This is a genomic window from Oceanicella sp. (genome assembly GCF_056449545.1).
In genome coordinates this window covers 23,558-48,213 of record NZ_JBWOMN010000112.1, presented here as the reverse complement: position 1 = coordinate 48,213, position 24,656 = coordinate 23,558, and the positions used below count along the sequence as shown (strand labels likewise).

Below are 24,656 nucleotides of genomic sequence, written 5' to 3'. Positions count from 1 at the left end.
CTTGCGCGGGCGGGGCTTGCGCGGGCGGGGCTTGCGCGGCAGCGGCAGCGGCAGCGGCGGGCGCGGGTTGGGCGGGCGCGGCGATGCCCGGCGGCGCGGTCAGGGCGGGCAGCGCGTCGATCTTCTGGCCCAGCAGGCGTTGGGCCTCGCCGATTTCGGCGATCTGGCGGGCGATGGCGGCGCGTTCGCCGTCAAGCGCCGCGCGCGCGGCGGCGGCGACGGCGCGGGCCAGATCCTGGGTGTTCGGGGCGGCATCGGCGGCGGGCTTGTCGATGCGAGGCAGGTTCCGGGCATGGGCGGCCTGGTCGCGGGCGAGCGCCGCGAGCCGCGCGTCCAGCGCCTCGGCGCGTCGGGCCTGGCGGGCGAACCCGAAATGCAGCGCGAAGGGCGTGGTGAGCGCCAGCGCCAGCGCCGCGACGCCGCCCAGCTGCGCCGCCGTCCCGGCGACGCCGGTCCGCGGCCCAAGCCAGCCCGACGCGTCAAACGCCAGCCACAGCGCGCCGCCGCTCAGCGCCAGCGCGCCGAGCCAGATCAGCGCCGGGACCAGCCCGCCGCCCGGCGCGGGCAGCGGGTCAAGCCGGTCGGCGCCCGATGCGGGGCCGGGGCCGCGCCCCAGGCCGTAGCGGTCCGGGCGCGGCGGTTCGGGGGTATGTCCGGCGTCGCCTGATGCGCTCATGATGCCCTGATCGCCCCCCGTTTCGCGCTTTAATCCAGCGGCCGGATCCCGCCGGTTTTCAACATGTGCGGGCCGCCTGTCCGGGTCAGATGTATCTGACCTGGACCACCTCGTAGGATTTGCCCCCGCCGGGGGTCATCACCTCGACGCTGTCGCCCTCTTCCTTGCCGATCAGGGCGCGGGCCAGCGGTGATTTCACGTTGAGCAGGCCCTGGGAGATGTCGGATTCGACCTCGCCGACGATCTGGTAGGTCTTCTGCTCCTCGGTGTCCTCGTCGATGAGCCCCACGGTGGCGCCGAATTTCACCCCGCCCGACAGCTTGGTCGGGTCGATCACGTCGGCGCGGCTGATGAGACCTTCGAGTTCCTGAATCCGCCCCTCGATGAAGGATTGCTTCTCGCGCGCCGAATGGTACTCCGCGTTTTCGCTCAGGTCGCCGTGTTCGCGCGCGTCTGCGATCGCCTTGATGATGGCCTGGCGCTCCACGGATTTGAGCTGCTTCAGCTCGACCTCCAGCGACCTGAACCCCTTGGCGGTCATCGGAACCTTCTGCATGCCTCCGCTCCTTTCGTGCGGGGCGGCGCCCGTTCTGGGCGCTCCCTTCTGGCGGTCGCCCCCTGGTAACGCGGCTGGGCCGCGGGGCGTCGTTGAAACGATATGCAGCCGCGCTGCGAAGAGCGCGGCTGTGACAAGTCCTGAAAGACTAGGCGCCCGGATCGCGGGTTGCAAGTGCCGGTTGCGCCGCCGGGTCCGGGGCGGCGGGTCTCAGCCCTGGCGGGGGGTGGGCGGCGGGCGGCGGCCCACCGCCTCGCGCCAGTGGCGCCGGCACAACGAAACGTAGCGGTCGTTGCCGCCGATTTCCACCTGGGCGCCGGCGGTCTGGGCCTCGCCCGCCGCGTTGATCCGCGCCACCATGGTGGCCTTGCGCCCGCAATGGCAGATGGTGCGGATCTCGCGCAGGGAATCCGCCAGCGCCAGCAGGGCGGCGGATCCCGGGAACAGCGCGCCCATGAAATCCACCCGCAGCCCGTAGCACATCACCGGCACGCCGAGATCATCCGCGGCGTCGGCCAGCTGCCAGACCTGCGCGGGGTCAAGGAACTGCGCCTCGTCCACCAGCACGCAGGCCAGCGGCCCCTGGTCCAGCCGTGCGGCGATGCGCGCGAACAGATCGTCGCCGGGGCGGAACCGGTCGGCCGATTCGCCGATGCCGATGCGGCTGGCGATGCGCCCTTCGCCGTCACGATCGTCGAGCGCGGCGGTCAGCAGCAGCGTCTGCATGCCCCGTTCGCGGTAGTTGTGCGACGCCTGCAGCAGGATCGTCGATTTGCCGGCGTTCATGGTCGAGTAGTTGAAATAGAGCTTTGCCATGGGGCTTTGTCGCCGCTTGGCGGGCTTCGGGCAAGGGGGCGGCGGCCATGGCGGCCCCGGGGCGGGCTAATCCTCGGCAATCCCCGAGAGGTCCTTCGGAGAGGCCAGATAGCCATCCGCCTTCGCCGCGTCGATGCGCTGGAACAGGATGTCGCGGTTGGCGTCGATGTTGAACACCACGCGCCGGGATCGCGCCCGGTCCTCGCGCCCGTCCTTCATGATGCGGCGCGCGGAAGAATACCCGATCGCGGCCAGCCGGTCGCGGGCCCAGACCCCCACCGCGTCATCCCCCACCCGTTGCAGGCAGAACGAGAACACCGCCCGCGCGCGTTCCTGGCTCAGCCGGAGGTTTTCGAGATAGGCTTGCCGCGGTCCGAGTCCCTGCCATTCGGAGGACGCGTGCCCCTCGATCCGCACCGAGGCGAGCGAAGGTCCGACTCTGTACAGGATTTCGAACCATGGACGGCAGAAGCCATTCAGAAACCGCTTCATCTCCGGTTGAAGCCGGGCGGAGCCGGGTCCGAACAGCAGCGCGTCCGGAAGCACGACGTCGCCGGTCGGGGTGATCTCGCCGTCGATGCCGGCGACCAGCTCGCCGGTGCGCTTGCGGATGCGGTCCGCCACCTCGCGTTCGATCCCGCCGACGGCGGCCTGGATGTCGGCCACCTGGCGCGCGGTTTCCATCGCCTCGCGGATCGCCCGCGCCGGATCGCCCGCGGCCTCCAGCGCGCTGACCGCCGCCAGCTTGTCCAGAAGCGCGTCGTCCCGCGCCAGATCGGCGAGCGCGTCACTCGCCTCCGGCGCCAGTCCCGCGGCCGCTTCGGCCAGCCGGCGCGCCGAAGGGTCGGACATCAGCGCGGCGATCCTGTCGATATCCGCCAGCGCGTCCCGGCCGTCCCGGCTGCGCATGGCCTTCAGCAATCGCTGTCTGGTCCGCGGCGGCAGTCGCGACGCGGCTTCGATGAGGCCGGGCGCATCGTCGAGCCCGCGCAGGGCCTCGAGGCGCTCCAGCAGGTCGCGGAAATCCTCCAGCCGCACCAGGTCGGTCAGGCGCCGCCGCGCGTCCTCGGGCAGGATGGCGGCGGCCTCCGCCAGGCGGCGCATGTCCTGCGCCGCCACCAGCCGGGTTGCGGCCTCCAGTTCGGACAGGCGCGCCTTGTCGGCGATCACCGCCCCCGCGCGCAGCGCGTCGCGCGCGCCCGCGTCGCGGGGCAGGGCGAGCACGCCGTCGAGGGTTCCCTCAAGCGCCGCCCGCGCGATGGCGGCGCGCTGGGCCGGCGCCAGATCCTCCATGGCGCGGTCCCGTTCGGCGGCGTCATAGCGCCAGAGCACCAGCAGCAGCAGCAGGGCGAAGGCGATGAGCATGAAGCTTTCGGCCACGGTGAAGCCCATCAGCGCGCCGCGGCGATACTGGGCGCCCTCGCCGCCGATATGGCGATCGACGGGGCTCATCGGTCGCCGCCGAACCAGCGCCAGGGCCAGCGACGACGGGATGTCCGCGCCGCCGCGCGCGATGCGGCGCCCGGATCGCGCTGCGCGGCCTCCTCGGCGGCCGCCGCGACGGCGCGGGTCGCCTCGGCCATCCGGCGGGCCGAGTCCTCGATCCCCGGCGTCGCGGTCTCGATGCTCGCGGTGAATCGCTCCATGGCCTCCTGAAGCCGTTCGGCCCCCGCCGAGACGGAGTCCCCCGCCTCGTCGCCGGCGCGGGCGAGCGCGGCCGTCCTGACATTCAGCGCGTCGATCACCTGGGCCATGTCGACGGCGAAACCCTGCAGGATCATTCGGGTGCGCTCGGCCGAGTCCAGCGCGGCCTTCTCGGAGCGCGCGGCCGAGGCGCGCGCCACGGCCTCGATCGCGCCGATCGACTGGCGCGCGGCGTCCATGGCCGCCTTTTGCAGCGCCTCGCCGCTTTGCCTGGCGTCCTCGGCGATGCGGCGGCGCTGGTCCTCCGTCGCCCGCGCGCCGTCGGCGCGCATGCGTTCATGATGCTCGGCGAGCTTCTGCTGGGTTTCCAGCGAAAACTGCTTCAGCGCGGTGGTGCTTTGCGCCAGCGCGGTGCGGTAATCCCGGGTCGCGGATTGCAAAGTGATCCGGGTTTCGCGGTCCTTGGCCACCATGTCGGGCCGAAACTGCAGCAGGAACACCCGCAGCATCACGCCGATGATGGTCGAACTCAGCGCGACGCCGAATCCCGACACGATGTCGCTGATCAGCGTGATGTCCTCGGGGGTCCTGGACAGCCCGTACAGCGTGTAGGCCAGGCTCGCCAGGGTGAAGATGAACCCCAGATAGTAGCAATTGTCGCCGATGGTTTCGGGATCGAGCTTCAGTTTGCCGATGGCCCAGGTCAGCAGGACATAGGCGAAGAGCACGCCGGCCGAGAACAGCGCCGGGGCGAGGATCGGGGCGTTCAGGGCCTTGAGCGCCAGCCCGCCGGCGACGCCGAGGATCCCGGCCGCGAGCAGCAGGATCTTGTCCAGCGCCTCGCGCATGGCGAGCCCGTGGACGGCGCGGGGGCGATCGGTCTTGGTCATGGGCGTCCTCCCCCCGCCTACAGGTCGCCGATGACGTGGAGCCGCACCGAGGCCGCCCCCTGGGCGTCGAGATAGCGGGTCCAGAAATCGTCGATGTCGGCGTCGGGCGCGTTCCGGCGGGGGATGCGCAGGATCACCGTCTCCACGCCGTTCAGGCTGCGGGCGAAGCGCGCCGTGGCGCCGGAGCGTTCAAGATCGGACCAGTCCTGCCGGCGGTAGAAGCTGAAAGCCTCGCTGTGCTGCATGAGATCGGAGAAGATCACCAGCTTGCGCGGCCCCTCGAAGACCCGAAACCCCGGCGCGTCGGCGACCAGCGCCTGGATCGATTCCATGATCGGCGAGGATTTCGCGCCCTGCGCCGAAAGCAGCCCGCGCAGCGCGGCTTGCAGCGGCGCCGCGAAGCCGTCGCGATAGCGCGCCGCGATCAGGGCCGGGTTTTCGTAGAGCGCGTTCGCGTCTTCGCCCGTGCGCGGCTTGCACAGCGAAAAGCGGGCCTTGCCGCGCATCGCCGGGTCCGGGCTGACCAGCGCCAGCGAAATCCGCGCGCCGTGGGCGGCGTTGTCGATCTCCCGCTCGATCAGCGCGCGGGCGGCGGCAAGCTGCGTCGGCGACACCGGGTCGGTCATGTCAAGCAGGATCGCCATCTGCGCCAGGGGCCCCGTGTCGGGGCACAGGGTGACCGGGTCGAGCCTTTCCGGCCTGACGGTGAAATTGACCCAGGCGAGCGCGGCGAGCGCGGCGAGCGCCAGCGCCAGCAACGCGGCGCCAAGCGCGTTCGCGCCGAAACCGCGGCGGCGCCGGGATCCGCGCCCGCGGCGCGCCATCACACCGCCTCGGCCGCGGCGGCGGGCGTGTCCGGGCGGTTGCGTCGCGCGGCCTGACGCTCGATCTCGTCCACCGAAGGATGCGATCCGATCGCCGCGTCGAAGGCCTTGAAGATATCCCGCACCGCCTTGTCGACGGCGGTTTCGATCCGGTCGATCGCGTCCTGGGCGCGGCTGCGTCGGGCATCGCGCCCATGGCCGTCCTCGATCGCGGGGAACCGGTGATCGCGGGCGAAATGCGCCGGGGCCGGGGTGTCGCGCGCCGTGGCGTTGGCCTCCCGATAGATCGTCAGCAGCCGCATGGCCGCGTCGTCGCAATGGCCGAGAAACACATCCCGCTGCGCCGCGAGCCCCTGCCGGGCGCAGCCCACGTCCACGGCCTCGTTGATCTCGTCCCGGGCCTGCCTGCCGGCGTGTTCGAGGTTTTCCTTCGCCTCGTCGCGCTTTTCCAGCAATTCGTCATGGGCGGCTTCGGCCTCATTGGCGTAGTCTTCCCGCGCCGCCTGCAGCCGGCGCGCCACCTGCCCGTAGCCGGGATAGGGGTCGTCGAGACTGAACCCCTTGAGAAACCCGAGAAAGGAGATCAGCGCGCCGAATCCGATCAGCAGCCAGGATTCAAGGCTTTGCAGGCGCAACGGCGCCGCCTGAAGGTTGCGCAGGGCGGCGATCGCCGCGTCGTTCCACGGCCGCCCGTCGGCCACGTCCCTGAAATGCCCCACCGACAGGTTGAATCCGGCCGCGAATCCCACCCAAAGCAGGATGACCGCCAGCCCGACCAGCGTCGCGAACGCGCCGCGATGCCCGATCCAGCGCCCGAACCAGCCGAGGATGATCGAGACGCCCACATTGACCACCGAGATCACCAGGGCCACCGTCGCGCCGCCAAGCAGCCCCAGCACGTTGCTTTGCGCAAAGAAATAGCCGTTCATCGCCGCCTCGACGACGATCATGATCGTCACCAGCCCAAGGGTGAGCATCAGCGGCCATGGATTGCGCGCCGTGCGTTCGGTCAGGCGGTGGCGGCGGCGGAAGGCGGTGTATTCGTGACTCCGGTCATCGAGCGCGCTGCGCAGATCGGCCAGATGGTTGTTCCAGGTCTTGGCGCTTGCGATGAAATCGGTGCGCGCGGTTTCCGCTTCGGTTTCGATCCGCGCGCGGGCGTCCACGGCGCGCGCCAGGCGCTGCGCGTAGACCTGCATGTGCTGATCGTAGCTGTTCAGCCCGTGGCGGCGATGCTCGCTCACCACGTCGATGATTTCGGTCTCGACGGGGTCGAGCCCGTCGACTTCCGACAGCGGCAGATCCCGGGCGCCCCGCTCGGCGCCCTTGTCCGCAGGCCTGATCTGGCGGATCAGCCCGTCGACGTCGAGATCGGGGAACACGGACTCGGATGGCGAATACCGCCGTGGCTTCAGGCGGGAAAACAGGTCTCGGAACAGTCCGAACATGGTTGAATTCTCCTGAAACAATACGGCAAGCAATACGGCAAGCAATACGGCAAGCCATTCGGCGGCCACGGGCGGTCCGCGGGCGTTTGAAATCGCGGCGGACCGGCATGTCGCTGAAACGCAAGCCGACGCCAGACAATGCCACGCGAACGCCAACGCTTGCGTCTGTTCCGGGAAAATCGGCGCCGATGCAGCGGCGTGCGGCGCGCGGGAACAGACGGGCCCGTCAGGGCCGGTCGTCAGGCCGAGGCGCATGCAAATCCCCGGCGGGCCCCGGGCGAGGCGCGATGCGCTCCCCGCCAGTGTAGATGGACTCGCTGATCATGGGAAGGCGCGCCGGCGCCGCGCCCGGGGCCGGTGCGTCGGCCGTCAGGCGCCGGGTTCGGGCCGCGCCGCTTTCAGGGCTTCGTATTCGGCGCGGAACCGGCGGTATCCGGCGTCGTAGAGCGCGGCGTTCGCCGGGTTTGGGGCGATGATGTCGCCATAGGACACGAAACGCGTGACCCCGGCCCAGTCTTCGGTCAGTTCGGCGCCGATCGCCGCCATCCAGGCCGCGCCGAGACAGGACCCGGGATGCCCGCGCAGCAGCTGGATCGGCGTCTGCAGGATGTCGGCGCAGATCTGCATCCACAGGCCCGATTTCGCCCCGCCGTCGGAGGCCAGACAGCGCGTCGCCGGGCGCCCCATGTCGCCAAAAACCTCGATATGGTGGCGAAACGCGTAGCCAAAGCCCTCGAGCAGCGCCCGCCACATGTGGCGCAGGTCGTGATTGAGGCTGAGCCCGGCGATGACGCCGCGCGCCGCCGGGTCGTGGATCGGGGTCTTTTCGCCGAGGAAATAGGGGATGATCCGCACCCCGTCGGCGCCCGGCGCGGTTTCGGCCGCGATCCGGTCAAGATGCTGGTGCATGCTCAGCCCGGCGGCGGCCGCGGCGTCGCGTTCGCCCCCGGCGAGCCGTTCGACGAACCAGTTCAGCGCCGATCCGCCCGAGGCCATGCAGCCATTGGGCATGAACATGTCCGGCAGCAGGTGGTAGTCGAGGAACATGCGCGGATCGGGGCGGGCCTCGGACGTGGCGATCAGGATGTCGGTGGAGCCGCCGAATTTCAGCAGCGCGTCGCCCGGCGCGATCACCCCGGCGGCGTAGCCCGAGGCGATGTGATCGGCGGCGCCGCCCACCACCGGAATCCCGGCCGGCAGGCCGGTGGCGGCGGCGGCCTCCGGGGTGACGCGGCCCAGAACCCGATGCGAGACCGCGCGGCGCGGCACGGCGGCGCGCGGGATATGGGCCAGCGCGATCAGTTCGTCGGACAGCGCGTTGTCGGACAGATCGGTGAACCCCGCCTCCAGCGCCCAGTTCTGTTCCACCGCGCGTTCGCCGGTGAGCTTCCAGTTGATGAAGTCATAGGAGCCGAACACCGTGGCGATGCCGGCGAACACGTCGGGTTCGTGGCGTTCGATCCAGCGCAGCTTGGCGGCGACCAGCTGCTGATTGACGCCGTTGCCGGCGCGTTTCACGAAGGCGGCTTCGTCCAGTTCGCCGGCCAGTTCGGCCACTTCGGCGCCGCAACGCCCGTCGGATTGCTGGATCGAGGGGCGCAGCAGCGCGCCCTCCCGGTCCAGCAGCACCACCGCGGGCAGCATCCCGGTGACGCCGACGGCGCGGATCGCCGCCGCGTCGATCCCCGCGGTCGCGATCAGTTCGGGCGCGATGGCGCAGACGTTGCGCCACCATTCGTTCGGGTCCTCCTCGGCCCAGCCCTGACGCGGGGCGCTGAAGGCGACGGGCCTGTCGGCCATGGCCAGCGCCCGATCGGGCAGGGCGATCAGGATGCCGATCGTGGATGTGGTGCCGATGTCGAGGCCGATCACGCAATCCATGCTCAGCGCGCCGCGTTCACGACATCCATGAACCGCTTGACCCGGTCGCCGTCCACCGGGTTCCAGGTGTCGCCGTCGATCTTGAAATGGGTGCCGATGATGCAGCCCGCGGCGACCGACATCACATCCTTGACGTTGTCGAGATTGACGCCGGTGTTGGCGAAGACCGGGGCCATGTCGCCCACGGCCTGCGCGACGGCGCGCAGGTCCGAGGCCTCGGCCGGCTGGCCGGTGATCGGCCCGGACACCAGGATGGCGTCGGCCAGGGACGAAAACACCGCCGATTTCGCCCGCAGACCGATCGGGCGCCGATCCAGCGAATGGGCGAATTCGGCGTTGATGTTGAACAGCATCTTCAGGTCCGGGCGGTGCAGATTGCGCCGCTTGCGCGCGGGCGTTGCGCAATCGGGCGCCCAGACCCCCATGTCCGAGGCGAAGACGCCGGTGAAGATCTCGCGCACGAACTGCGCCTGCGCGGCGACGGCGATGCTGACCGAGGCGTCGGGATCCCACAGGTAGTTGACGCCGAAAGGCGTCTTGAGCGCCGGGCGGCAGGCGGCGATGACGGCGGTCATGGCGGCGACGCTTTCCGGGGTCGCCTTCAGCAGATAGGGACGGTCGTTTTCATTGCCGAACATGATGGCGTCGACGCCGCCGGCCTGCAGCTTTTCGATATCCGCGAGCGCGCCCTCGATCAGCTTGTCCATGCCGCCGTCGGGCTCATACAGCGGCGATCCGGGCAGGGCGCCGATATGGCACATGGCGATGACGGCCTTTTTCCTGTCGCCAAAGAAGTCAAAGATCATTCCGGGTTCCTTCCAGTGCTTGCCAGTGCTTGCGAAACGGCCACCTCGACGCGCACCCCGGCGGCGGTCAGCGTGTCGCGCAGGGCGCGGGGCGGCTCGGCGTCGGTGACGATCACGTCGAGAGCGGGCGGCGCGCAGATCGCGGCCACCGAGATGCGGTCGAACTTGGTGCTGTCGAGCAGGGCGACGGTGGTGCGCGACCGCTCGACGAAGGCGCGCTTGATCTCGGCGTCGTCCAGCGAATAGTCGAACAGCCCCTCGGCGGTCAGGCCCGAGGCGCCGATGAAGGCGATGTCGAAATAGAATCCGCGAAGGAAATCAACCGCCTGCGGGCCCACGACCGAGGGTTCGCTGCCGTTGATGCGGCCGCTGGGCACATAGACCTGCGGGCGGGTCTCGGCCAGCGACGCGGCGATCTTGAGGCTGCTGGTGAACACGGTCGCGCGGGCGTCATGCATCAGCCGGGACAGCGCGAATGTCGTGGTGCCGATGTCCAGCGCCACGGTCTGGTCGGGTTCGATCATGGCCAGCGCGCAGCGCGCGATCGCCGCCTTGGCCGATCTGGCGCGCTGTTCGCGTTCGGACACCTTGGGTTCGACGAGGTCCACCGCCTGGCCGGCCCCGCGCTTGAGCGACGCCGCGCCGCCATGGGTGCGCGTCAGCAGGCCCTTGTCGGCCAGATGGTCGAAATCCCGGCGCACGGTCATGTCCGACACAGACAGCCAGCGGGCGAAGTCCAGCGTGGTCGCGAATCCCTTCACGTCCAGCTTCTTGAGGATCAGTTCGTGCCGCATGACGGCAGGCATCCGCTTGCCTGACATGGCCGGGCTCCCTTGTTGGTATTTGGCTTATACAAACGCAAACAAACAAAATCAAACAAAAAGCTGTTGCTTTATGTGTGAAAAGGATCGTATTTTCCGGCTGATCAGGGAGGATTCGATGACCAGAACCGTAATCGTGACCGGCGGCGCCAACGGAATCGGGCTGGCCGCGGCGCGAGCCTTCCACCGCGCCGGCGACAATGTGGCGATCGCGGATCTGGACGGCGACGCGGCGGCGCGGGCGGCGGCGGCGCTGGGCGCGCGCGCCATGGGCTGCGAGATCGACGTGCGGCGCAAGGCGTCGATCGAGGCGGCCTTCGCCGCGGCGCGCGAGGCCTTCGGGCCGGTCGGGGCGGTGCACGCCAATGCCGGGGTGTCCAGCATGAAGCGGGCGCTGGATCTGACCGAGGCGGACTGGGATTTCAACTTCGACGTCAACGCCAGGGGCGTGTTCCTGACCAACCAGGTCGCGGTGCGGCACTTTCTGGATCACGGCGTCAAGGGCGTGATCGTCAACACCGCCTCGCTGGCCGCCAAGGTCGGCGCGCCGATGCTGGCGCATTACTCGGCCAGCAAGTTCGCGGTCGTCGGCTGGACTCAGGCGCTGGCGCGCGAACACGCCGCCGACGGCATCCGCGTGAATGCCGTCTGCCCCGGTTTCGTGCGCACGCCGATGCAGGATCGCGAGGTCGACTGGGAGGCCGAATTGCTGGGCAGCACCCCCGACGCGGTGCGCCGCTCCTATATCGACCAGACGCCGCTGGGGCGGCTGGAAGATCCCGAGGACGTGGCCGGCGTGGTGCTGTTCCTGGCCTCGGACGCGGCGCGCTTCATGACCGGGCAGGCGGTCAACGTCACCGGCGGCGTCTACATGACCTGACGACCGGAAAACGACCTGACGACCAGAAAATCAATCCAGGGAGAGAAACGCAATGACAGGAAACCTGAAAACGTCGCCGCTGGCGGCGCTGCTTCTGGCCTCGGCGCTGGGCGCCGGGCAGGCCGGCGCGGCCGAACTGAACGTCATCATGGAGGAGGTGCCCGACTACGACGTCGTCAAGGCCCTGACCGCCGATTTCATGGCCGAGAATCCCGACGTCACGGTGAATTTCGACGCCATGCCCTTCGACGCCATGCGCGACAAGATCCTGACGTCGTCACTGGCGCCGTCGGCGACCTATGACGTGATCATCATCGACAACCCATGGGCCGAGGAATTCTCCGGCGCCGGCTATCTGGCGCCGCTCGACGACCTGATCGCCGCGACCGAAGGCTACGATTACGGCGATTTCATCCCGGCGCTGGCGGAGATCGGCGTGGTGAACGGCAAGACCTACGGCGTGCCCTACTACAATTACGCGCTCGGGCTGATCGTGCGTCAGGACATCTTCGACGAAAGGGGCCTCGCGGTTCCGACCACCATCGAAGAATACGTCGCGACGGTGAAAGGCCTGACCGGGGACGGCTTCTACGGCGCCGCGATGCAGCCCCAGAAGGGCTACAAGATCATGGAGGAGTGGAAGAACTGGCTCTATGCCAACGGCGGCGAGCTGTTCGACGATGACGGGAACATCATCATCAACAACGCCGCCGCGAAGCGGGCGCTGGAGCAATACATCGACGCCTACCAGAACGCCGCGCCGGCCAATTCGCTGAACTGGGGCTTTGACGAGGCGCTGCGCGCCGTGGCCTCGGGCAAGGCGGCGACCATGCTGTCCTACAACTGGATGCTGCCGGCGCTGAACAGGAAGGGCGGCATGTCGGGCGACCTGGCCGGCAAGTTCGCCCTGCATGAGGCGCCCGGCGGCAAGGCGGTGCTCGGGCTGTGGTCCTGGGCGATCACCGCCAATGCGACCGACAAGGCGGCGGCGTGGAAATACGTGTCCTGGATCACCAGCCCCGAGGTCGCAAAGCGCCGCGCCGTCATGGGCGGCGCCCCGGTGCGCAACAGCGTGCTCGACGATCCGCAGGTCTGGGAAAAGGGCTACGGCAAGGCCTATTACACCACGCTCAAGGGCATTCTCGAAGACGCCGCGCCGCTGGCGACCGGCGATCACGCCGAAGAACTGATCGACATCGTCGGCGCCGAGCTGAGCGCCGCCGTCGCGGGTCAGAAGACCCCGCAGCAGGCGCTTGACGACGCCGCCGCCGCCGTGGCGCGGGCCAACCGCTGAGCAACGCCTGAACCGCCGCGCCGCGCGAAACGCACGGCGCGGACCAATCGCCGAGGGGGGGCGCGATGCAGCTCAAACACCGACTGGTCTTGCCGCTGGCGCTGGTTCTGTCGGCGGTGATGCTCTACCCGCTGGCGTTTTCCGCCTGGATCTCGCTGCATGATTATCGCCTGACCCGGCTGAACGACATTCAGTGGCGCGGGATCGAGAACTACGCCTACATCGCCGCCGACCCGGCGTTTCTGAACGCCATGGGCAACACGCTGGTCTTCGTGTTCGGGGCGGTGACGCTGGAACTGATCCTGGGATTGTCGCTGGCCGTCCTGGTTCAGAAGCTGGTGCGGTTCCGGAATTTCGTGCGCTCGATCCTGCTGGCGCCGATGTTCATCACGCCCATCGCCGTCGGCCTGATGTTCCGCTTCATGCTGAATTCCGAAATGGGGGTGATCACGCATTATCTGGGGCGGATCGGGGTGTCGATCGACTGGTTCGGCCCCGACCTGGCGCTGTTCTCGATCATCCTGATCGATGTCTGGCAGTGGACGCCCTTCATGCTGCTGATGTTCCTCGCCGGGCTGGAATCCCTGCCCAGGGCGCCGTTCGAAGCGGCGCGGGTCGACGGGGCCGGCGCTTGGCTGACCTTCCGGCAGGTGACCCTGCCGATGCTGCGCCCGGTGATCGCGGTGGCGCTGATCATCCGGGCGCTCGACGCGTTCAAGGTGTTCGAATACGTGTTCGCCATCACCCGCGGCGGCCCCGGCGACGCCACCGAAACCATCATGTTCTTCATCTACAAGACCGGATTCCGCTATTTCCGCATGGGCGAGGCCGCCGCCGCCGCCTTCCTGCTGATCCTTGTCACCATGGGTCTGGTGATCGCGCTGGTCAGGGCCGCGCGGCGCGAAGAGCCGCGGGACTGATGTTCGATTTCCCCCGACCGCTGGCGCGCGTCGCCGCCGTCCTGGCCGTCACGCTGGCGCTTGCGGCGGTGCTGTTCCCGTTTCTCTGGGTGTTTCTGGAATCGATCAAGCCGCCGGAGCTGGGCGCGCGGCCCGACATCTGGCTGTTCACGCCGACATGGGCGAACTGGACCGAGGTGCTGGTGCAGTCGAAGACGCCGGTCAACATCCTGAATTCCTTCATCGTCGCCGTCGTCACGGTGGCCATCGCGCTGCTTGTCGGCTGTCCGGCCGCCTATGCGTTCTCGCGCTATCGCGGCTATCGGGGCGCGCGGTATTCGATCCTGGCCGCCGAGATGATGCCGCCGGCGATTCTGATCCTGCCGTTCTTCCTGGCGCTCTACCGATTGCAGATGATCGATTCGCTCGCCGGGGTGATCGCCGCGCATCTGTCCTTCGTGGTCCCGGTGGTGACGTGGTTCCTGATCGGCTTCTTCGACGAGGTGCCCAAGGATCTGGAAAACCAGGCGATGATCGACGGCTGCACCCGCTTTCAGGCTTTCCGCCAGGTGATCCTGCCGGTGGTGCGCCCCGGCCTCGCGGCGGCGGGGGTGTTCGGCTTCGTGCTGTCGTGGAACGACCTGTTCTACGCGCTGCTGCTGACCGGCAACGACAGCCGCACCCTGCCGGTGGCGATCGCCGGCTACTGGACCTTTCGCGGCGTGGACATGGGCAAGATGGCGGTGGCGATCCTGATCGCCATCGTGCCGGTGCTGATCCTGTCGTTCTTCATCCAGAAACATCTGGTGCGCGGCATTGGCGGCGGCGCGGTGAAATACTAGGGGCGGGCGCATGGGTTATGTTTCATTCAAGGGGCTGCGCAAGACTTACGGCGCGGTCGAGATCCTGAAGGGGATCGATCTGGACATCGCGGCGCGCGAATTCACCGTGCTGCTGGGGCCTTCCGGCTGCGGCAAGTCCACGACCCTGCGCCTGCTGGCGGGGCTGGAGCCGGTGAGCGCCGGCGAGATCCGCATCGACGGGCGCGACGTGACCGCGCTGGAGCCGCGCGAGCGCGACATCTCCATGGTGTTCCAGAACTACGCGCTGTATCCGAGCATGAGCGTCGAGCGGAACATGGGGTTCGGACTGAAGGCGCGGAAGGTCCCGCCCGACGAGATTCGCCGCAAGGTGCGCGAAACCGCGGAGATGCTGGGCATCGCCGGGCTGCTCGATCGCAAGCCGCGCGCGCTGTCGGGCGGTCAGCAGCAGCGCGTGGCGATCGGCCGGGCGATCGTGCGCGAACCCAAGGCGTTCCTGTTCGACGAACCGCTGTCCAATCTCGACGCCAAGCTGCGCGTCGAGATGCGCGCCGAGATCCTGCAGCTGCACAAGCGGCTGAAGGCCACCACCATCTACGTGACCCATGATCAGGAGGAGGCCATGACCATGGCCGACCGGATCGTGATCATGAATGCCGGGCGGATCGAACAGCAGGGCGCGCCCGAGGACATCTTCTTTCGCCCCGAGACCCGCATGGTGGCGGGGTTCATCGGCAGCCCGGGGATGAATTTCCTGCCCGGCGCGATCGAAGGCGCGGGCTGCGTCGCCACGCCGGTGGGCAGGCTCGACTGCGCGGCCGCGGGGCGCGAAGGCCAGTCGGTGGTCGCGGGCGTGCGCCCCGACGACCTGCTGCTGGTCGCGGGCGGCGGGGCGGCGGGGCGCAACCGGTTTTCCTGTGAAATCACCCTGATCGAACTGCTCGGCCCGCGGGCGATCCTGCACATGCGCTCCGACGACGGCGCATTCTGGAAATCCGTGGCGCCCCATGAGGCGCTCGGCGGCCTGCGAATCGGCGCCCGCGCGGCGTTCCGCATCCGGGACGGCGCGCTGCATCTGTTCGACGCCGACACCGGTCGCCGCCTGTAGGCGCGGCGGTCCGGTCCGCGGGGCCCCGGCTTTCATCGGCGTTTTCCCGGCGTGGCCGCCGCTGCCCGGGACGGTCCCGTTCCCGGCCTGCAAGCCGCCCGCCTCCGCCTCGACCGTGAGCGCGGCGCGAATTGCCTTGACTATCCTGCGCGCCTTTCATTGCCTGAGCGCCAATGACGGCGCGCATGCGAGGGCGCAACCGCCGCCGGGCGGATCCCGCGCGTGCCGCGCCGCCCAGACACCAGACCGGGACCCAGATCGGAAACCCGGAAACCCGTGGCCAATCGAGGGGGCTCAGACATGGAAGGCTTTGGCGTTCACACCAGCATGTGGACCATGAAATGGGACCGCGCCGGGGCGGAAAAGGCGGTTGCCGCGGCGGTGGGCCACAAGATGGATTTCATCGAGATCGCCCTGCTCGACGCCCCGTCCGTCGATGCGGCGCACACCCGCGCGCTGCTGGACGGGACCGGGTTGCGGGCGGTCTGTTCGCTGGGGCTGCCCGAGGCGGCCTGGCCCTCGCGCAATCCCGACGCGGCGGTCGCGCATCTGATCGCGGCCATCGACAAGACCGCCGACATGGGCGCCGAGGCGCTCAGCGGCGTGACCTATGGCGGGATCGGCGAGCGCACCGGGCATCCGCCGAGCGAGGCGGAGCTCGACAACGTGGCGCGCGCGCTGGGCGCCGCCGCGAAACACGCGAAATCCCGGGGGATTTCGTTCGGGATCGAGCCGGTGAACCGCTATGAAAACCACCTGATCAACACCGGCTGGCAGGGGGTCGCGATGATCGAGAAGGTGGGTTCGGACAATATTTTCCTGCATCTCGACACCTATCACATGAATATCGAGGAAAAGGGCGCCGCCAACGGCATTCTCGATGCGCGCGAGCATCTGCGCTACATTCACCTGTCGGAAAGCGACCGCGGCACGCCCGGCGCCGGCACCTGCGACTGGAACGAGATCTTCGCCACCCTGGCGGCGATCGGCTTCAAGGGCGGGCTGGCCATGGAAAGCTTCATCAACATGCCGCCGGAGATCGCCTTCGGCCTGTCGGTCTGGCGCCCGGTGGCGCGCGACGAGGCCGAGGTGATGGGCGACGGCCTGCCGTTCCTGCGCAACAAGGCGCGTCAGTATCGGTTGATCTGAGGCATGGGCGCGGCGCGCAGGCCCGGGCGGCGAACGGGTGATCCCGAATGACGCGAAAGACCGATATCGAGGACCTGAGAACCCGGCTGCTGGCCCGCCCGGGCGACCGGCGCGTCATCGTGGCGATCGCCGGCCCGCCCGGATCCGGCAAATCCAGCGTCGCCGGCGCGCTGGCGGCGGCGCTGAACCGCGCGCGCCCCGGCGTCGCCGCGCTGCTGGAGATGGACGGCTATCACTATGACGACCGGGTTCTGAGCGATCTGGGCCGTCTGTCCCGCAAGGGCGCGCCGGACACTTTCGACGTTGGCGGGCTGGTTCACATGCTCGCCCGCCTGCGCGCCGACGACGAGGATGTCGTGGCGGCGCCGGTGTTCGATCGCGACATCGAAATCGCCCGCGCCGGGGCGCGGCTGATCCCGCGGGACAGCCGGATCATCGTCGCCGAGGGCAATTACCTGCTGCTCGACCAGCCGCCCTGGGGCGGTCTGGCGGCGGGCTTCGACATCACGGTGATGATCGAGACCGACGCCGCGGTCCTGCGCGAGCGCCTGACCCGGCGCTGGGCGCGGCTGGGGGTTCCGGCGGCGGAGGCGGCGCGCAAGGTCGAGAACAACGACATGCCCAATGGCCGGTTCGTGACGGCCAACAGCCGCGCCGCGGATTATTCGCTCGCCACCTGACGCCCTCGCCACCTGACGCCCTCGCCACCTGACGCCCTCGCCACCTGACGCCCTCGCCACCTGACGCCCTTGCCACCTGACGCCCTTGCCACCTGACGCCCTTGCCGCGCGGCGTCGCGCCCGGGCGGATCAGTTCCGGGTCACCGGCCTCGACCGCATGCGCGACACGGTTTCGCGCTCCGCGCGCTTGCAGCGCATGGGCGGCAGGCCGCGATCCATCAGATCCATGTCCTCCAGCACCATGTCGCCCATTTTCAGGAACGCGGAATCAAGCGCCCCCGCCCGATGCGCCGAGCGCACGAACCCCTTCAGGGCGCGCACCGGGTGATCCGCGGCCAGGGGTTCTTGCGGAAACACGTCGCTGGCGGCGGTGATGCGCCCGCTGGCCACCGCCGCGATCAGATCGTCGAAATCCACCACATCGGCCCGGCTGAGCAGGATGAACGCGGCGCCCGGCTTCATCCGCGCGAAGGCCTCGGCATCGAGAAACCCCCTGTTTTCGGTGGTCACCGAGGCCGCGACGAACAGGAAATCGCTGTCGGCGAGCACCGCGTCGAGGCTTGCGGGGCGCACGCCCTGCTCCTCCAGCATCGAGGGCGGCAGCCATGGGTCGAACACGCTGATCCTCGGCGAGAACCCGCCGAGCGTCCTGGCCAGCGCCTGACCAAGATCGCCAAAGCCGATCAGCCCGATCTCCGCGCCCGCGATCAGCCGCGCCCCGGCGTTGCCTTCGCCGCCCCACAATTCCCGGCCGGCCCGAAAATCCAGATCCGCGTCGATCACGCCGCGCGCCAGGCACAGCGCCATGGCCAGCCCCATCTCGGCCACCGGCTGGGCGAACACCGCGCCGGTGGTCACCACATGCACGCCGGTCCGGAACAGGTGGTCGTAGGGCATGTTGTCGAACAGATTGGTCTCGACGTTGAACACGCATTTGAGCCGGGGCATGTTTTTCAGCGCTTCGAGCGACAGATCCGGCTGACCCAGGATGTAGCGGGTCCGGTTCAGGGTCTCGGGCGGCAGGCCGGCGACCGCCTCGGGCGTGGTTTCGAGGATGTCGTATGCGGCGAACAGCTTCGCCTTTTGCGGGGGGCTGAAAATCAGGTCGATCGTGCGGGGATGGGGCGCCGAAACAACCAGCGGTTTTCGGGAATCGGGCATGGCTCCTCCGGGGGATCTGCTGACACGGGTCAAAATAAATCGGTTTACAAAAAGTTGTAAATCGATTTATTTTTTTCGGCAAGACATGCGGGGGGGCACAGGTGGTCGGCAGGAACAAGGGGCGCGCATCCATTCACGACGTGGCCAGCCGCGCCGCGGTGTCCGCCGCGACCGTGTCCAAGGTGCTGCGCGGCGACAAGACGGTGAAGCCGGCCAACGCCGCGAAGGTGCGCCTCGCGGTCAAGGACCTGAACTACCGCGTGGACCCGCTGGCCTCCGACCTGCGCCGCGAAACCCGCCGGATCATCGGCATCGTGGTGCCAGAGCTGGAAAGCGAATTTTTCGGGCGCCTGACCTCGCGCATCGAGATCCTGGCGGAGAACGCCGGCTACAGCCTGGTCATCGCCTCCAGCCACGAATCCGAGGCCCGCGAACGCCGGCTGCTGGAACGGATGCATGACTGGCGGGTCGCCGGCACCATTCTCGCCCCGGTGCGCAGCGAACGCGGGGCCGGGGCGGCGGCCATGAAGGATTTCGGCATGACCGGCGTGCTGGTCGATCGCGCCATCGCCAACGACGCCTTTGACACCGTCACCGCCGACAACGCCGACGCCAGCGCCCGGGTCGCCGCCGAGCTGATCGCCGGCGGTCACCGCCACGCGCTGCTGCTGGGGCCCGACGACCTGTCCAAGAACATCCGCGCCCGCATCGCCGGGTTCAGCGGCGAGGCGGCGTCCCGCTGCCCGCAGATGCGCGTTGACGTGGCGCTGGCCGACGGCCCGCTGGCGGATCTTCGCGCCGCGCTGTCCGCGTATCTGGACCGCAGCCGCCCCACGGCGGTGTTCGCGCTGTCCCAGAAGGCGACGCTGGTCGCGGTGTCGGAGTTCCGCCGCCGCGGTCTGCGCTGCCCGCAGGACGTTTCGCTGGTGGGCTTTGACGACGCGGAATGGATGCAGGCCACCTATCCGTCGGTGGCGGCGGTGGTGCAGCCGGTGGCGCAAATGGCCGAGCATGCCTTCGAGCGCCTGATCCTGCGCATCGACGGCGAAGACGGCGCCCCGGTGGGGCGACTTGAACCCTGTGACTTTCAGGAACGCGAGTCCCTGAGCATCGTCGGGGCCGATCCGGCTGATCGGCCCCGAAACCAACAGCGAGGACCGTAATACCTCGCGGCAATCGCCCGCAGGGCGGGCATTCTGGCAAATGGGAGAAAAGAAATGGCGTGCATCTCGAACATGGCGACGAAACTCGCCGCCGCGACCGCGGTGGCCCTGACGCTTGGCGCGGCGTCGGCGGCGCAAGCGGAGGGCGGCGAATACGGCGTGCTGATGAAGACCCTCGCCAACCCGTTCTGGGGCGCGATGGGGCAGGGGGTCGAGGAAGGCGCCGCCGCCGCCGGCGTGCCGTATTTCGTGCAGGCGGTGGAAAGCGACCAGGCGGCGGAATCCCAGCTCAACGTCTGCAACACCATGCTGGAGCGCAAGCCGGTGGCGATGATCACCGCGGCGATCAACTCCACCAACCTGCTGCCCTGCCTGAAGGCGGCGCAGGCGAGCGGCATCAAGGTGGTGGATCTGGACGGCAATCTCGACCCCGCCATCCTGAAGGCCGAGGGCATCGCCATCACCTTTCGCATCGGCTCGGACAATGTGGCCGCGGGCGCGCAGGGCGCCGATTACATGGTGTCCCAGCTGGGCGCCGACGCCACCGGCGGCGTTCTGGTGATCGAAGGGCTTTCCGGCAACGTCACCGGCAAGAAGCGCGCGGTGGGCTTCGCCGACCGGCTGGCCGAACTGGCGCCGGGGCTGAAGATCGTGGCCTCGCTGCCCGGCGACTGGGACCGGGGCAAGGCGGCGTCGATCACCAATGACATCCTGATCCGCAACCCCGATCTGAAGGGCATCTTCGCCGCCAATGACGGCATGGCGCTGGGCGCCGTCGAATCGGTGTTCGCGGCGGGCAAGGGCGGCGACATCGTCATCATCGGCGTCGACGGCAACTCGGACGCGGTGAAATCGATCAAGGCCGGGCGGCTGAGCGCCTCGGTGGCGCAGCTGCCCTATCTGGTCGGCAAGCAGGCGGTCGAAAACGTGCAGAAGGCGCTGGCCGGCGAAACCGTCCCCGCCAATGTCGACGTGCCGACCATGGTGCTGACCAAGGCGATTCTGGAGGCCGGCACGGAGCCGATGCTGGAATTCGTCAAGTAAGCCGAATCGCGGGATCGCGGGCGCCGCGTGCGCCCGCGATCCCGCCCCCACCCCCCCCCCAGGACCGGAGACCGGAATGACCGCGCCACCCGTCGCCAACAAACCCAGCCTGTGGCGCCGCGCCCAGACCGCCTCGGAGGACCGGCTGCGCGTGCGGCTGGAATCGCTGATCGTGCTGATCGGCCTGGGCGTGACCATGTCGATCCTGTCGCCGTATTTCCTGTCGGTGAGCAATTTTCTCAACATCCTGCTGGCCACCTCGACCATCGGCGTGCTGGCGATCGCGGCCACTTTCGTCATCGGGTCGGGCGGGCTCGATCTGTCGCTGGGCTCGGTCATGGGGCTGTCCGGCGTGGTCGGCGCCTTCGCGGCGGTCAATCTGGGGCTGCCCGCCGTGGTCAGCGTCGCCGCCTGCATCGGGGCCGGCGCCGCGGCGGGCTTCGTCAACGGCCAGCTGGTGACCCGCGCCTTCGTGCCCGCCTTCATCGTCACGCTCGGCATGATGGGGCTGGCGCGAGGGCTGGCGCTGGTGATCTCGGACGGGCGGGTGATCTACGGCCTGCCCGACGGGCTGCTGTTTCTGGGGCAGGGGCGCCCGTTCGGCATCCCCATGCCGGTGGTGATCTTTCTGGGCGTGGCGGCGATCACCCATTTCATTCTGGCCTTCACCCGGTTCGGCCAGCACACCCTGGCGATCGGCGACAACGAAAACGCCGCGCGCACCGCCGGCATCAAGGTCGCGCGGCTGCGGGTGATCCTCTACACCCTGTCCGGCGGGCTGGCGGGGCTTGCGGGCATGCTGTTCATGGCGCGGATCAATTCCGGCGACCCCACCGCCGGCATCAGCTACGAACTGACCGCGATCACCGCCGCGATCATCGGAGGCACCAACCTGTTCGGCGGGCGGGGGTCGATTCTCGGCTCGGTGATCGGCGCGCTGATCATGGGCGTGCTGCAAAACGGCCTGAACCTTCTGGCGGTCCAGTCCTACTATCAGACCATGGCCATCGGCGCGGTGTTGATTTTCGCGGTGTTCATCGACCAGTATCAGGTTCGCAAGGCGGCCAACGTATGACGCTCCTGTCCATATCAGACGTTCATAAAAGCTTCGGGTCCGTGGACGTGCTCCACGGGGTCGGCTTCGACGTGGCCGCGGGCGAGGTGGTGGGGCTGGTGGGCGACAACGGGGCCGGCAAGTCCACGTTGATGAAAACCGTCACCGGCATCTATCGGGCGGACCGGGGCGCGATCACGCTGGACGGCGACTCGATCCTGCATCTCGATCCGGGGGCGCGCCGGTCCCGGGGAATCGAGATGATCTATCAGGATCTGGCGCTGGCCCGGCAGCAGGACGTGTCCAGCAACATCTTCCTCGGCCGCGAGCCGACGAAGTCGTTTCTGGGCCTGATCCCCGGCATGGTGGACAAGCGCAAGATGGATGCGCGGGCGCAGGCGATGATCGACGGGCTGGGCGCGACCCTGCCCTCGATCAACCGCCCCGTGGGGTCGTTTTCCGGCGGCCAGCAGCAGACCGTGGCCATTGCCCGGGCGCTGACCTTCGATCCGCGCGTGGTGATCATGGACGAACCCACCGCCGCGCTGGCGGTGCGCGAGGTTCAGGGGGTGCTCGACCTGATCCGCAAGCTGAAATCCCAGGGCATCGCGGTGATCCTGATCTCGCATCGTCTGAACGACGTGCTGAGCGTCACGGACCGCATCGTGGTGCTGCGCCACGGGCGCGCGGCGGCGGTGCTGACCACCGCCCAGACCACCATGACCGAGGTGATCGGGGCCATCGTCGGCGGCGACGGCATGGCCGCCGCCGCCGCCCATGAAACCGCCGGGTGACGGGATGAGAACCCGGGCGACGCGCCGCGAGAGCGGCCCCGACATCAGACGGGCGGACACCCATTGAACACGCCCGCCGCGTCATCCCGCCCCGGCCGGAGCCCGACGCCCCCCCCCGGGGGCCGCGCGGCCCGGCCCGGCGCGGCGCAGGGGCCGGCGCGGCTTTTGGTCCGGCGGCGGCTGGAAGTCATCGTTCTGGCGCTGACGCTTGTCTTCATCCTGCTGTTCTCGGCCACCATCGACGGCTTCGCGACGCTCGGGAACCTGTCCAACATGGTGCGCAACTCCGCCGCGCTGACGGTGCTGAGCTGCGGCATGGCGGTGGTGATCATCACGCGCGGGCTCGACCTGTCGCAGGTGGCGGTGATGGTCGCCGTCTCCTCCGTGTTCGGCCTGATGCTGAGCCAGGGATCGGGCTACGGGGCGGCGCTGGCCGCGACGTTTCTGCTGGCGATCGGCTTTGGCGCGCTGAACGGCTGGCTGATCGCCTTCATCGAGATCCCCGCCCTGCTCAGCACCCTGGCGACGGCGATGCTGATCGCCGGGTTCGGGCGATGGGGCATCCTGCAGGGCGAATTTCTGGTGCTGATCCCCAAGGATCTGCCGATCATGACGTTCCTGTCGACCGGCAAGATCCTGTTCCTGCCGGTCCCGGCGGCGATCGCGGCGCTGGCGCTGGCGATCACCCATGTCCTGCTGACCAGGACGGTGCTGGGGCGGGTGTTCCACGCCATGGGCGACAATTTCGTCGCCGCGCGCCTGACCGGGTTTTCGGTGCGGATCGCGACCATCTGGGCCTATGTCTATTCGGCCCTGGCGGCGGCGATCGCCGGGATCGTCATCGCCAGCGCCAGCGGCACGGTGGATTTTCGCATCGTCACCAACGGCGCGCTGCTGTTCGAGGTGATCATGGTGGTGGTGCTTGGCGGCATCCCGCTTCGGGGCGGGCGCGGCGGGGTGGTCAACGTCATCATCGGCGTGCTGCTGATCAGCGTCTTGCGCAACGGCATGACCCTGATGAATTTGTCGGGCCAGGTCCAGGATCTGGCGAAGGGGATGGTTCTGATCTCGGCGATCGCAATCGACAATCACTTCAACCCCAGAGACACCGAGACGGACACGCAGGGCGATCTTTGAGCGGTCGTGGCGGTTCGGACATCAATGACGGGAGGAAACGAAAATGACTGGAATTCTGAAACGGCTGGCGGGTCTGGGCGCGGCGGCGACGCTGCTGGCGGCCGCGATCGCGGCGCCCCGCGCCGCCGCCGCCGCCGAGGACGTCTACGCGGGCAAGAAGGTGATCTTCATCCCCATCGCCATGGGCATCACGCTGACCGAGGGCTGGGCGCGGCGCATGGCCGAACAGGCGGACCTGATGGGGTTTTCCTTCGAGGTGCGCGACGCCGGCTTTGACATGAAGGCGATGTCGGAGATCTTCGCCAAGGCGATCAACGACAAGCCGGACATCATCGTCGCCCACAACCCGACGGTGCAGCTGCTGGCGCGCCAGATCCGGCAGGCGGAAAAGAAGGGCATCGCGGTGATGCAGATCAATCTGCAATCGAACCGCAAATCCACCGCCTTCGTCGGCGCCAACTGGACCCGCATCGGCAACGACATCGCCGAGGACATCGTGAAGCGCTGCGGCGCGGGCAGCGGCCGGTCGGGCGAGGTGGCGATCATCCCCGGCCAGCTGACCGCCGCCGACAGCGTGATGATGAACGAGGCCGCCTTCGCGGTGTTCGAAAAGCATCCCGAAATCAAGGTGGTGTCCAATCAGGCCTCGAACTGGGAACCGGAAAAGGCCCGCCAGATCACCGCCACGGTGCTGCAGCAGAACCCCGATCTCTGCGCCGTGTTCGGCCATTGGGGCGTGCACACCATCGGCGCCGGCAACGCCGTCAAGGACGCCGGCAAATCCGACAGCGTGACGGTCTACGCCACCGGCGGCGGCAACCGGCTGATCTGCGACGCCTTCGAAAGCGGCATCATCGATCGCTACTGGAGCTACAACGCCGATGGTCAGGGCCGCGACGCGGGGGCCATGCTGCGCCTGATGCTGCAGGGCGCCAGGGCGCCCGAGGGCGAGATGATGACCGTGGAATCGCCGCTGATCGTCATCAAGCGGGAAAGCTATTCGCCAAGCCAGTGCTGGGATCTGCCCGAGAAATCCTGACCGGCGGGCGTCCTGCGGCCCATGCGGCCGACATCGCCGGGCGCGCCGCTGGCGGCGGCGCGCCCGGGCGC

24 protein-coding genes are annotated in these 24,656 nt (G+C 68.8%); 13 read left to right on the top strand and 11 right to left on the bottom strand.

Features of this window, described 5'->3' with window-relative positions:
* The 10 genes from AC1HC7_RS14655 to AC1HC7_RS14610 all read right to left on the bottom strand — a co-directional run.
* Nucleotides 1-676: hypothetical protein (locus tag AC1HC7_RS14655; RefSeq protein WP_479499169.1), on the bottom strand; the 676-nt coding region annotated here is incomplete at its 3' end.
* An 85-nt stretch (nucleotides 677-761) separates the two neighbouring features.
* Nucleotides 762-1,232 (bottom strand): transcription elongation factor GreA, encoded by a 471-nt coding sequence (gene greA / locus AC1HC7_RS14650; protein ID WP_479495106.1) that lies wholly within the window; start codon nucleotides 1,230-1,232, stop codon nucleotides 762-764.
* Nucleotides 1,233-1,442: 210 nt separating this feature from the next.
* A complete protein-coding gene (locus tag AC1HC7_RS14645; RefSeq protein ID WP_479495107.1) occupies nucleotides 1,443-2,048 on the bottom strand; it encodes a thymidine kinase in 606 nt (201 codons plus the stop codon).
* Between the two features lie 66 nt (nucleotides 2,049-2,114).
* On the bottom strand, nucleotides 2,115-3,500 hold the full coding sequence (locus AC1HC7_RS14640) for an OmpA family protein (protein WP_479495108.1): 1,386 nt from the start codon (nucleotides 3,498-3,500) through the stop codon (nucleotides 2,115-2,117).
* Nucleotides 3,497-4,582 (bottom strand): ATP synthase subunit B family protein, encoded by a 1,086-nt coding sequence (locus AC1HC7_RS14635; protein WP_479495109.1) that lies wholly within the window; start codon nucleotides 4,580-4,582, stop codon nucleotides 3,497-3,499. The genes AC1HC7_RS14640 and AC1HC7_RS14635 overlap by 4 nt, the downstream gene beginning before the upstream one ends.
* 17 nt (nucleotides 4,583-4,599) lie before the next feature.
* Nucleotides 4,600-5,406 (bottom strand): hypothetical protein, encoded by an 807-nt coding sequence (locus tag AC1HC7_RS14630; protein WP_479495110.1) that lies wholly within the window; start codon nucleotides 5,404-5,406, stop codon nucleotides 4,600-4,602.
* On the bottom strand, nucleotides 5,406-6,854 hold the full coding sequence (locus AC1HC7_RS14625; RefSeq protein ID WP_479495111.1) for a hypothetical protein: 1,449 nt from the start codon (nucleotides 6,852-6,854) through the stop codon (nucleotides 5,406-5,408). Before AC1HC7_RS14625 ends, AC1HC7_RS14630 begins: the two co-directional genes overlap by 1 nt.
* A gap of 369 nt (nucleotides 6,855-7,223) precedes the next feature.
* On the bottom strand, nucleotides 7,224-8,735 hold the full coding sequence (locus AC1HC7_RS14620; protein ID WP_479495112.1) for an FGGY-family carbohydrate kinase: 1,512 nt from the start codon (nucleotides 8,733-8,735) through the stop codon (nucleotides 7,224-7,226).
* A gap of 2 nt (nucleotides 8,736-8,737) precedes the next feature.
* A complete protein-coding gene (locus AC1HC7_RS14615) occupies nucleotides 8,738-9,541 on the bottom strand; it encodes a BtpA/SgcQ family protein (protein ID WP_479495113.1) in 804 nt (267 codons plus the stop codon).
* The gene (locus tag AC1HC7_RS14610) at nucleotides 9,538-10,362 is read right to left on the bottom strand and encodes a DeoR/GlpR family DNA-binding transcription regulator (RefSeq protein ID WP_479499168.1); all 825 of its coding nucleotides are present in this window, start codon (nucleotides 10,360-10,362) and stop codon (nucleotides 9,538-9,540) included. Before AC1HC7_RS14610 ends, AC1HC7_RS14615 begins: the two co-directional genes overlap by 4 nt.
* Nucleotides 10,363-10,480: 118 nt before the next feature.
* Between AC1HC7_RS14610 and AC1HC7_RS14605 the strand changes: the two genes are divergently transcribed.
* The 7 genes from AC1HC7_RS14605 (at nucleotide 10,481) to AC1HC7_RS14575 (ending at nucleotide 17,193) form a co-directional block, all read left to right on the top strand.
* Nucleotides 10,481-11,242 (top strand): SDR family NAD(P)-dependent oxidoreductase, encoded by a 762-nt coding sequence (locus AC1HC7_RS14605; protein ID WP_479495115.1) that lies wholly within the window; start codon nucleotides 10,481-10,483, stop codon nucleotides 11,240-11,242.
* Between the two features lie 52 nt (nucleotides 11,243-11,294).
* Entirely contained in the window at nucleotides 11,295-12,536 is a 1,242-nt protein-coding gene (locus tag AC1HC7_RS14600; protein ID WP_479495116.1) for an ABC transporter substrate-binding protein, read from the top strand.
* Between the two features lie 65 nt (nucleotides 12,537-12,601).
* Entirely contained in the window at nucleotides 12,602-13,456 is an 855-nt protein-coding gene (locus AC1HC7_RS14595) for a carbohydrate ABC transporter permease (protein WP_479495117.1), read from the top strand.
* Nucleotides 13,456-14,277 (top strand): carbohydrate ABC transporter permease, encoded by an 822-nt coding sequence (locus AC1HC7_RS14590; protein ID WP_479499167.1) that lies wholly within the window; start codon nucleotides 13,456-13,458, stop codon nucleotides 14,275-14,277. Before AC1HC7_RS14595 ends, AC1HC7_RS14590 begins: the two co-directional genes overlap by 1 nt.
* Before the next feature lie 10 nt (nucleotides 14,278-14,287).
* The gene (locus AC1HC7_RS14585) at nucleotides 14,288-15,364 is read left to right on the top strand and encodes an ABC transporter ATP-binding protein (RefSeq protein WP_479499166.1); all 1,077 of its coding nucleotides are present in this window, start codon (nucleotides 14,288-14,290) and stop codon (nucleotides 15,362-15,364) included.
* 300 nt (nucleotides 15,365-15,664) lie between these two features.
* The gene (locus AC1HC7_RS14580) at nucleotides 15,665-16,513 is read left to right on the top strand and encodes a sugar phosphate isomerase/epimerase family protein (RefSeq protein WP_479495120.1); all 849 of its coding nucleotides are present in this window, start codon (nucleotides 15,665-15,667) and stop codon (nucleotides 16,511-16,513) included.
* A gap of 47 nt (nucleotides 16,514-16,560) precedes the next feature.
* Nucleotides 16,561-17,193, top strand: a complete 633-nt coding sequence (locus AC1HC7_RS14575) for a nucleoside/nucleotide kinase family protein (RefSeq protein ID WP_479495121.1) — start codon at nucleotides 16,561-16,563, stop codon at nucleotides 17,191-17,193.
* 129 nt (nucleotides 17,194-17,322) lie between these two features.
* On the opposite strand, the gene AC1HC7_RS14570 is transcribed toward AC1HC7_RS14575, so the two are convergent.
* Entirely contained in the window at nucleotides 17,323-18,354 is a 1,032-nt protein-coding gene (locus AC1HC7_RS14570; RefSeq protein WP_479495122.1) for a hydroxyacid dehydrogenase, read from the bottom strand.
* A 101-nt stretch (nucleotides 18,355-18,455) separates the two neighbouring features.
* On the opposite strand from AC1HC7_RS14570, the gene AC1HC7_RS14565 reads away from it, so the two are divergent.
* From AC1HC7_RS14565 to AC1HC7_RS14540, 6 genes are all read left to right on the top strand, one after another.
* Nucleotides 18,456-19,517 (top strand): LacI family DNA-binding transcriptional regulator, encoded by a 1,062-nt coding sequence (locus AC1HC7_RS14565; RefSeq protein WP_479495123.1) that lies wholly within the window; start codon nucleotides 18,456-18,458, stop codon nucleotides 19,515-19,517.
* Between the two features lie 54 nt (nucleotides 19,518-19,571).
* Nucleotides 19,572-20,561 carry a sugar ABC transporter substrate-binding protein gene (locus tag AC1HC7_RS14560; protein ID WP_479495124.1) on the top strand — a complete coding sequence of 330 codons (990 nt, stop codon included), beginning with the start codon at nucleotides 19,572-19,574 and terminating at the stop codon, nucleotides 20,559-20,561.
* Between the two features lie 76 nt (nucleotides 20,562-20,637).
* Nucleotides 20,638-21,636 carry an ABC transporter permease gene (locus AC1HC7_RS14555; RefSeq protein WP_479495125.1) on the top strand — a complete coding sequence of 333 codons (999 nt, stop codon included), beginning with the start codon at nucleotides 20,638-20,640 and terminating at the stop codon, nucleotides 21,634-21,636.
* Nucleotides 21,633-22,409 (top strand): ATP-binding cassette domain-containing protein, encoded by a 777-nt coding sequence (locus AC1HC7_RS14550; protein WP_479495126.1) that lies wholly within the window; start codon nucleotides 21,633-21,635, stop codon nucleotides 22,407-22,409. The genes AC1HC7_RS14555 and AC1HC7_RS14550 overlap by 4 nt, the downstream gene beginning before the upstream one ends.
* 165 nt (nucleotides 22,410-22,574) lie before the next feature.
* Nucleotides 22,575-23,546: an ABC transporter permease gene (locus AC1HC7_RS14545; RefSeq protein WP_479495127.1), complete on the top strand. Its 972-nt coding sequence runs from the start codon at nucleotides 22,575-22,577 to the stop codon at nucleotides 23,544-23,546.
* Between the two features lie 43 nt (nucleotides 23,547-23,589).
* Nucleotides 23,590-24,585 carry a sugar ABC transporter substrate-binding protein gene (locus AC1HC7_RS14540; protein WP_479495128.1) on the top strand — a complete coding sequence of 332 codons (996 nt, stop codon included), beginning with the start codon at nucleotides 23,590-23,592 and terminating at the stop codon, nucleotides 24,583-24,585.
* Nucleotides 24,586-24,656 lie beyond the last annotated feature (71 nt).